Genomic DNA, 9422 nt, shown 5'->3' on the forward strand with positions numbered 1-9422 from the left:
ATAGTTAAGTTATTTAGTTGTTGCGAAACAAATTGATAACAAAAAACTACATCCTTTGGGTAAAGGTAAATACAAAGTAACAAATTGGGGAGCGTATAATGCAGGCTTGAAACAACGGGGGTCTTTAACATTATGGGTTGATGCAAATATTGCTTCTTATTGGAGGCAGGCGCCTGAAAATAAGCGTGGGGGTCAAAAGAAATACAGAACACTGGCTATTGAAAGCTGCCTGGTGGTGCGCAAAGTATATCATTTACCGTTGCGACAGACAGAAGGGGTGTATTTTAAATTTTCGCAGGTGGGTAGTGACACCCATCCGCAGAACCCGCTACCGAGGCGGCCATTGGGTGCAAAGTGCTCAACATAATGCTGCAAACAACAAAACCTCAAAGCAAAAAGAAAGCTTAACAATAAATCCCGATCACGGAACTGAACCAACTATAAATTTGTATTCATGCAACAAAGCCATTCATATTTATACAATTTAAAATGAAACACTTTATTATTTTCTGCTTATCCCTGCTTGCAGGCAGTACGTTATCTGCCCAAGTTAAAACCCAAAAAACAGTGTATATCATCATTGATGGTATTCCGGCTGACGTAATAGAGAAAGTGATGCCGCCACACCTGAATGAGATAGCAAAAATTGGCGGTTATGCACATGCTATGGTTGGGGGAGAAAGAGACGGCTACTCGCAAACACCTACAATTTCTGCAGTAGGGTATAACAGCATCCTGACCGGAACATGGGTGAATAAACACAATGTTTGGGATAATGATATAAAGGCTCCCAATTATAATTATAAAAGCATTTTCAGAATACTGAAAGAAGATTACCCTGATAAAAAGACGGGCATATTTTCTTCATGGACCGACAATCGCACCAAGCTTGTTGGCGACGGGATGGCTGCTACCGGCAACATACATTTTGATTATGCATTTGATGGTTTGGAACTGGATACTGTTAACTATCCCCATGATAATGACAGGGACTTCGTGCGCAGAATTGATATGAAAGTTGCAGATGCTGCTGCTGAAACCATTAAAACAAATGCGCCAGACCTTTCATGGGTTTACCTGGAATATACGGATGATATGGGCCATAAATACGGAGATAGCCCTCAATTCTATAAAGCGGTTAATTATGCGGATGATTATGTTGGGCAGATATGGCAGGCCATTCAATACAGGGAAAAGAATTTTAATGAAGACTGGCTTATTATAGTTACAACAGATCATGGCCGCACAGCCCAAACCGGTAAAGGCCATGGCGGCCAATCAGACAGGGAACGGGCAGGATGGATATTTACCAATGCTAAAAACCTGAACGGGTATTTTAAAAACAACCAGGCCTCCATCGTAGATATTTTTCCAACCATTGCACGTTTTATGAACCTGTCCATTCCACCGGAAACAGCAAGAGAGCTGGATGGTGTGCCGCTTATCGGAAAACTATCATTTACAGATGCTTCAGCCCAATATAAGGATAGTACTATAACGGTTGGATGGAAGGCGCATGAAAAGGAAGGAACCGTAAAAATATGGATAGCCGCTACCAACAACTATAAGGAGGGCGGCGAAGATAAGTTTAACCTGTTGGAAACTGTACCGTTAACAAATGAAAAGGCTGTATTAAATGTACAGGATATGCCTTCTTCATTTTATAAATTATTCTTACAGGGCCCTGGCAATAATCTTAACCGGTGGATAATCCTACATAACAAAACTACCGGGCAAACGAATTGAAATGAAACATATATACACTGCAAAGTATTCAATTGCCTGCATATAATGGGTTTATAAATAAATCTGAAGATGAAAAATTGCGGGATGACATGATGCGCTCACCAATTGAAAAACTACAACTCTTTACTAAAATGCTCAAAAGGGAAGCATTGTTTAAAAAGGCTGTAATATTAAACAAATAGCCGATGGATGTGCTTGACGAAGAACTTTTACGCTTTTGGAAAGCGCTTAACAAAAACAATGTTCTTTATATAATGGTGGAAGGTTTTGCCACTCGCTTTCACGGCTATTACAGGAATATAGATGATCTGGATATGTGGTTAAAAGACGAGTGGCAAAATAGGAAAAATTTAAGAGCAGCATTTAACGAACTTGGCTATGGCGATTTCGCTTCCATTGAAACTATGCAATTTATTCCGGGATGGACAAGCTTTTATGCAGCGGGAATTGAACTGGATATTATTACTGAGATGATTGGCGTAGAAAATTTATCATTTGATGACTGCTATGCAACCGCTGTTCGCGCTGATTTAGAAGCGTCATCGTTCCCCTTCTCCACATCAACCATCTTATCGAAAACAAAAAAGCCGTTAACCGCCCTAAAGACCAGGTAGATGTTATTTACCTCGAAAAAATCAAAAAATTACAGGAAGATGAAGCGTCGGGAAATACAGGTTCAGATAACGTTTCCAAATAACCATTTCCATTAAATACTATTAAAACCGCACCTAACTAAAGGTTTTCAGTTTCAGCTTTATCTTTATGGTATGACAGCTTTATCACAAATACTTGAGCACAAAATCGTAGCCATTTTACGGGGCATGCCGCCAGGTGAAATAATCAATATTGCCAATGCCTTGCACAACGGGGGCGTTCGCCTGCTTGAAATAACATTAAATTCAGAGAGCGCCTTGCCTGCAATTGAACAGTTGAACCACCAGTTCAAAAACAAAATGCTCATTGGCGCAGGCACGGTTATAGATGAAAAAGATGCGCAGAACGCCATTGCTGCAGGCGCCGCATTTCTTATTTCACCATTGCTTGATGCAACTGTAATCAAGGCTGCAAAAGACGCCGGCGTTGCGAGCATTCCCGGCGCCTTTACGCCAACGGAAATTATAACAGCGTATAAAAATGGCGCTGATATAATCAAGCTGTTTCCCTGTTTGAATGCGGATTATGTAAAAAATGTGCTGGCGCCATTGAACTTTATAAAGATTATGCCCACCGGCAGCATTGATGCTTCAAACATTCAATCATTTGCCAAAACAGGCGCCGTGGCTTTTGGTATAGGCAGTGCATTGGTGAGCCGTGAAGCAAGCGTTAATCAAGCTTACCTTGAAACAATAACTGCAAAAGCAAAACAGTTGGTTGCAGCTTTGCATGGTTAAAGCGCAATTGTTATGCTTTGCATAACATGATGGATTATTTGGTTGCCGGCAGCAGTATCTTAATTATGCTTTGTTGCGTCGCAGCACTTGTACGGTTAATACTTTATTCAGCAATAAATCAGCGCTTAAAATAAATATGCAAACCTTCTTAAGCTGCGACTGGGGAACAAGTTCGTTTCGTTTACGTTTAATAGATGCTCCAACGCAATCTGTAATAGCTGAAATGCATACACAGCAGGGCATTTCAGCTATTTATGATGCATGGAAAACACAGCAAACCATCAGCAGGTTTTTATTTTACAGCAACTATATAAGCGCACAAATTCGGGAACTTGAACAGCAGGCAAACATATCTTTACACAAAGTACCGTTAATCATTGCGGGAATGGCTTCTTCTGCCATCGGCATGAAAGAGCTGCCTTATAAAAAGATACCGTTCGTGGTTCAGCCACAAAATTTATTGGTTGATATTATTGAAGCAACTGCATCGTTTCCACATAAAACAATATTGATCTCAGGTGTTTCCTCGTCAACAGATGTAATGCGCGGCGAAGAAACCATACTCGCAGGCTGCGCCATAAATAAATCATTTAATAAACAGTTATTCATTTTGCCGGGCACACATTCAAAGCATGTTTTAGTGGAAAACGAAATGCTGGCAGATATAAAAACTTATATGACCGGCGAGCTGTTTCAACTGCTTTCAACCAAAAGTATTTTAGCCGGTTCCGTAGAAAAAAACAACATGGAAACTGAAGCAAATGATATATTTATAAAGGGCGTGCGGGACGCAACGGCCTCATCTGTTTTGAACAACATTTTTCAGGTTCGTATAAATACGCTCTTTAATGCAATGGGCAAAAACGAAAACTATTATTATTTAAGCGGGCTGCTTATTGGTGAAGAGTTAAAACAACTTATGGAGGCAGATGTGGAAGCGGTTACAATTGTATCGTCAGGAAATTTACTGCGATTGTACCAGGCGGCTGTATCAGCATTAGATAAAAAAATAACAACTTTTGTTGCAGATGCTGATACAGCGCTGATAAATGCCCAAACAATGTTATTTAACCACTATAAACAGATCCTTTATACCTGCAACCAAAACTTATAACCAAAATTACAGGATAAAAAACAATCATTCCTGCTGCTGTCTCGCCGGTTTTTGTTTTAATTGAATGAAACGCACAATATGTCAACAACCAGGAGTTTGATCCAGCGCAGATCGTTTCCATCAATCTAATTCAAAACCCGGCCCGGGCTGTTTGTATATGAAGGATATGCCGGGCGCTGAAACATTTTTAAAAACCCTTCATCACTATATAAAAAACGGAATGGCAAACATTTCTTGCCTTATGATTTTTCAGTTGCATGAATGGAGGCCGGTGTAATATGATCGGGTGCTGAAAAACCTGATTTTTGAATATGGGCTATCCAGGCCCTGCGATTGCAGGCGTGAAGTTAAAAACAGTGGTCCCCGAATTGAAAGGCAGCAAACCAACGCCGGTTTACCTTACCAATATATTACATTGGTATTCCAATGAAACAGGCAGGCATTATCTGTGTAAAATAAACAGCTTACCGGAATATTACTTTGATGTTAATCAGCAGGAAAAGATGTCAAAAAACTTTACTTTTCTTGACATAAAGGCGTAAATTTGCGGTCTCAAAAAAATAAAATAGTTATGAGCACAGTTAAAGTTGCAATAAACGGATTTGGCAGGATTGGCCGTTTGGTATATCGCCAGATTTATAACATGGATGGCATAGATGTAGTTGCTATCAACGATCTCACAAGCCCCAAAGTATTGGCACATCTTTTAAAGTATGATAGTGCACAGGGCAGGTTTGGTAAAGAAGTAAAGGCAACCGACAATTCAATTATAGTAGAAGGCGACGAAGTAAAAATATACGCACAAAAAGACCCTTCCCAAATTCCGTGGGGCGATCATGATGTGGATGTAGTATTGGAATGCACGGGCTTTTTTACGGATAAAACAAAAGCTGAAGCACATTTAAAAGCCGGTGCCAAACGCGTTGTAATTTCTGCCCCCGCAACCGGCGACCTTAAAACAATCGTTTTTAATGTAAACCAGGATATTCTTGACGGTTCAGAAACAATTATAAGCTGTGCATCGTGCACAACCAATTGTTTGGCGCCGATGGCTAAAGTACTGGATGATAATTTCGGCATCGAGCTGGGCCTTATGACAACTATTCACGCTTACACCAACGATCAGAATACCCAGGATGCCCCGCATCCAAAAGGCGACCTCAGAAGGGCCAGGGCTGCTGCCGTGAATATTGTGCCCAACAGCACCGGCGCTGCAAAAGCCATCGGGCTGGTGTTACCTAATTTAAAGGGCAAACTTGATGGGAATGCGCAACGTGTGCCGGTTATTACAGGCTCTTTAACCGAGCTTATAAGCACATTAAAGAAAAAAGCAACGGTAGAAGAAGTTAACGCCACCATGAAAGCTGCTGCCAATGAAAGTTTTGGTTATACTGAAGACGAAATTGTAAGCACTGATATTATCGGCATACATTACGGTTCTTTGTTTGATGCTACGCAAACAAGAGTAATTACCGTAGGCGATAAACAACTGGTAAAAACCGTAAGCTGGTATGATAACGAAATGAGCTATGTAAGCCAGTTGGTGCGCACCGTAAAATATTTTGCGGGATTGATTTCAAAATAAACTGCATCGAAATAAAAAAACCATAGGCGCCGATGGTTTTTTTATGTGCTTACAACCAATGTCATTAACTTAAGGCAGGTAAATCTTTGAAATAATCAATATTCATTTCGCGAAGATTTACAACTGAACATTGATTATTGTGTATTGAATATTGAGTTTTCTTAAGTTAATGACATTGTGCTTACAACAAAATTTTGTGTTGCTGATTTAGTGTGATAAGGATATTTTTGCCCCTCCATTTTTCGGGATGTAGCGCAGCCCGGTAGCGCGCTTCGTTCGGGACGAAGAGGCCGCTGGTTCGAATCCAGTCATCCCGACTTTTAGGATAACAAAACATTTCAAAATGCCTGTAAATAATTGATTTGCAGGCATTTTTATTTTTCATCATGTCAAATCATTTCAGAAAAAGGCAATATTCAGGTGAGTAAATCGGTGAGTAAACTCAGGCACGTGCTTTGATTACTCACCCAAAAGCCCACAATTCATTGTTATCCATATAATTACGTCATTTTTTTTGACGCTTTTTGAGTGGATTCGAAAAGGATTCGAATGTGCGGACTGCGAAAAACGTGAAGAAGGAATTCAAATCATTTCAAAACCATTTAAAACAATTTTGTATGGAAACACAATCATTCGGTGTTTGTTTTCTTATCAGGAAATGCAAGAACGACAGCAAAAGGGCAGACATCTATGCACGCATCACTGTTGACGGAGAAGAAAAAGAATTTTCTACCAAAGAACAAATCGAGACCAGCCACTGGAACCGCGAAAAGGGAATGGTAAAAGGAACCAGCATCACAGTTAAATCTATCAACAATCACCTGGAAAATATCCGCTTTGGTATTAAAGACCAATACAGGAAACTGTTCGATGCCAACGAACTGGTAACAGCAGAGTCTCTGAAAAATGCTTATCTCGGTTTGCAAACGCAACTGAAAGGGCACGGCCTGAAAGAACTGCTTACCTACTATAAAAAGATATGGGAACCGAAATTGAAAAATGGCGGATTCAAAAACTACAAGACCACTATCAAATATCTTGAACTCTTTCTTGAAAGCAAATATGCATCAGGTGATGTTTACCTATCACAGGTAAATGGTCAGTTTGCTACCGACTTTGAACATTATATAAGAACAACACCTATCAAGGATCATGATCCCTGCAAAGGCAATGGCGTTGGCAAGCATATCCAGCGTTTCAAAAGAATACTCAACTGGGCTAAAGAAGATTTAAAATGGATAAAAGAAAACCAGTGCGCAGAGTATAGCTGTCCTTTAAAAAAGAGCAAGAGAAAAAAATTGGATATACATGAACTTGTAGCGCTCGAAACAAAGGCTTTTGTCAACCCTTCCTTAAACTATATTAAAGAGCTTTTTCTGTATAGTTGCTACACAGGCCTTGCCTTCGCAGATGTTATGGCGCTTGCCGAAACAGACTTTGAATGGGATGTGAATGATACTGTTTGGTGTAAGATATATCGAACCAAGTCTGATGAGTTAAGTGCCATACCCCTGTTAAAATCTGCTGCAAAAATTCTGAAGAAGTACCGGGACGATGCGAAGGAAAAAGGAAGAAAAACGATCTTTCCCCGCATCACCAATCAGTGCGTTAATGATTCCCTGAAAATTATACAGGAAGCCTGTGCAATCAATACCTACCTCACCTTCCATGTTGCCCGCCATACATTCGCAAAAACGGTAGCGTTAAAAAATGGTATTCCTTTGGAAACAGTTCAGATGATGATGGGCCACACCAAAATAACCACCACCCAGATTTATGCCGACGTGGATGAAGAAAAAATCATGAGCGATATGACCGGGCTTGAAGATAAACTGGAAAAAAAGAGGGCCATCATTTTAGATGGGGCATTCAATTATTCTTTTAATTGACGCAAAAATAAAAGCCCGCTGGCTGCCAGCGGGCCTTTTGATTTAATATCCTTCCTCTAATAATTGTTTGACATCATCTTTATTATAATAAAGCGTTCCTCCAATCTTTTTTGTTCGCAGTTTCCGTGTAATGCGCAGTGATACCAGTTTATTGAAAGAGCAACCAAGAATCCTGCGCACATCTGAAGTTTTATATCCTTCCAATTTACCAGCTGACGGAGTTGGCTGAATTTGTATGATATTTTTTATGTCAGTTAATAACCGGATGCGAAAATCTTCCAGGTCTTCCCTTGTTACTATTTCTGCTGCCATATCATTTGCTTTTTTTCTGCCAGATAAAATACACCATGCTTCCCAGGAAGTGATTGTACGATGGGATATACTTTACATACCCATATTCATGTAACTGCCGGATTACCCTGTGATAAAGATTTGTGCCGGCAATTTTGCAGGTACAAACAAGTTCATTACGGAAAAACGATACCGGTTGTTCATAGTTGTTATCTACAAATTTTTTCCATAGCACAACGTACAGACTAATATGCGCACAGGAAATCCTTGCATCATCTTCGGCAGACTTAAGAAACGAATACAATAATTCCGCGCTCATGTAATATTTTGACGTTTACGCTTCGCTTTTTTCTGACCGGTATCAAAACCTTCGCCTTCATCATCACCGCCAGGCTTCATGGATTGTTTATTTTCCTTCTTCGCAGATTGTTCCTGTGAATTATTTTCATAAAGCTTATCACTGCGTATTCGCTGACCGGACGCTTCATAAAAATTGAGTGACTTAAATTGCAGCACTGCTTCAACAAATACTTTCTGTTCTTTCCCTTGTATAGTTAGTGTTACTGATTGCCGGTTACCTCTTTCCAGCGATTCAATGAGCCGGCTTTTGCTGTCAGGATCGCTTAATTCCTTAATCGGGTGTTTTTGTAAAACAGCCTGCAAATCATAGCCATAATTTTCATGGTAAGATTTTATCTTAAAATTTCCGTTGGCATCTGATTCCTTAAAATCAAGCTGTAGCCAGGCTTTATATTTCTCTCCTTCTTTTGTTGTAAGTTCTTTATGAACGGAGCGGCCATTCAAAAGGTTATAAGGTTCCTTTAAGGTGATGCTATCAGATTTGGGATTAATATAAAATGTCTGTTTAATGGCATCGGAATGCTGATCATTTTTTAATGCCACGTTATACCGGTTAAAAAAATACATATCACTTTCTTCTGACTTCCTGAACTGCAGCATTGCTGTGGTTTGGTCTTTTCCAAACTCTTTTTGAACCGTAAGCGTAAATTGTGGTTCCTGTTGCTGCATTTTCTCTTTCAGTTGTTCTTGAAGGCCTTCACCAAAACCTGTGTATTTTAATTGATTACTGAGGTAATCATAATTGTTTTCATTCATGATTGATAGTTTTTTTGAATTAACGAATTGCTCTATTTCGCCATAAGAAATTTGTTGTAAAAGCCCGCTCAGCGAATCTGCATGTATAACTTTATAATTATCATATTCGCTTATATTATTTTGGGAGAACTCACATGCTTCATCATATCTTGTAAAGAAGTACATATCTCCTTTATCGAGGAAATAAGGAATTGTATTATAAGCTATCCAGCAATCCCTCTTTAACAACATATCCATTGCCTGTTCGAACAAGGCATCTGATATAACGTGTTCCGGGCTCATTTGAGGTC

At 39.7% G+C, this 9422-nt stretch carries 11 protein-coding genes and 1 tRNA gene; 9 read left to right on the top strand and 3 right to left on the bottom strand.

The annotated features are described in order from the left end of the window. Window positions 1-106: 106 nt before the first annotated feature. The 9 genes from QM629_RS13460 (at window position 107) to QM629_RS13500 (ending at window position 7725) form a co-directional block, all read left to right on the top strand. On the top strand, window positions 107-367 hold the full coding sequence (locus QM629_RS13460; RefSeq protein WP_415160412.1) for a transposase: 261 nt from the start codon (window positions 107-109) through the stop codon (window positions 365-367). 122 nt (window positions 368-489) lie between these two features. Next, window positions 490-1746: an alkaline phosphatase family protein gene (locus QM629_RS13465; RefSeq protein WP_415160402.1), complete on the top strand. Its 1257-nt coding sequence runs from the start codon at window positions 490-492 to the stop codon at window positions 1744-1746. Between the two features lie 185 nt (window positions 1747-1931). Further along, window positions 1932-2360 carry a hypothetical protein gene (locus QM629_RS13470; protein ID WP_415160403.1) on the top strand — a complete coding sequence of 143 codons (429 nt, stop codon included), beginning with the start codon at window positions 1932-1934 and terminating at the stop codon, window positions 2358-2360. A gap of 153 nt (window positions 2361-2513) precedes the next feature. Further along, entirely contained in the window at window positions 2514-3137 is a 624-nt protein-coding gene (locus QM629_RS13475; RefSeq protein ID WP_415160404.1) for a bifunctional 4-hydroxy-2-oxoglutarate aldolase/2-dehydro-3-deoxy-phosphogluconate aldolase, read from the top strand. Window positions 3138-3273: 136 nt separating this feature from the next. After that, window positions 3274-4251: a 2-dehydro-3-deoxygalactonokinase gene (locus tag QM629_RS13480; RefSeq protein ID WP_415160405.1), complete on the top strand. Its 978-nt coding sequence runs from the start codon at window positions 3274-3276 to the stop codon at window positions 4249-4251. A gap of 311 nt (window positions 4252-4562) precedes the next feature. Beyond that, a complete protein-coding gene (locus QM629_RS13485) occupies window positions 4563-4793 on the top strand; it encodes a hypothetical protein (RefSeq protein ID WP_415160406.1) in 231 nt (76 codons plus the stop codon). A gap of 29 nt (window positions 4794-4822) precedes the next feature. Next, window positions 4823-5836, top strand: a complete 1014-nt coding sequence (gap, locus tag QM629_RS13490; protein WP_415160407.1) for a type I glyceraldehyde-3-phosphate dehydrogenase — start codon at window positions 4823-4825, stop codon at window positions 5834-5836. 243 nt (window positions 5837-6079) lie between these two features. After that, a tRNA-Pro gene (locus tag QM629_RS13495) sits at window positions 6080-6153 on the top strand. Window positions 6154-6453: 300 nt separating this feature from the next. Beyond that, entirely contained in the window at window positions 6454-7725 is a 1272-nt protein-coding gene (locus tag QM629_RS13500; RefSeq protein ID WP_415160408.1) for a site-specific integrase, read from the top strand. A gap of 42 nt (window positions 7726-7767) precedes the next feature. On the opposite strand, the gene QM629_RS13505 is transcribed toward QM629_RS13500, so the two are convergent. The 3 genes from QM629_RS13505 to QM629_RS13515 all read right to left on the bottom strand — a co-directional run. Further along, a complete protein-coding gene (locus QM629_RS13505; protein ID WP_415160409.1) occupies window positions 7768-8037 on the bottom strand; it encodes a hypothetical protein in 270 nt (89 codons plus the stop codon). A 1-nt stretch (window position 8038) separates the two neighbouring features. Then, on the bottom strand, window positions 8039-8335 hold the full coding sequence (locus QM629_RS13510; RefSeq protein ID WP_415160410.1) for a hypothetical protein: 297 nt from the start codon (window positions 8333-8335) through the stop codon (window positions 8039-8041). Further along, on the bottom strand, window positions 8332-9422 hold a 1091-nt coding region (locus QM629_RS13515), incomplete at its 5' end, for a hypothetical protein (RefSeq protein ID WP_415160411.1). The genes QM629_RS13510 and QM629_RS13515, both read right to left, overlap by 4 nt.

Source organism: Parafilimonas sp. (assembly GCF_047606085.1).
GTDB lineage: Bacteria > Bacteroidota > Bacteroidia > Chitinophagales > Chitinophagaceae > Parafilimonas.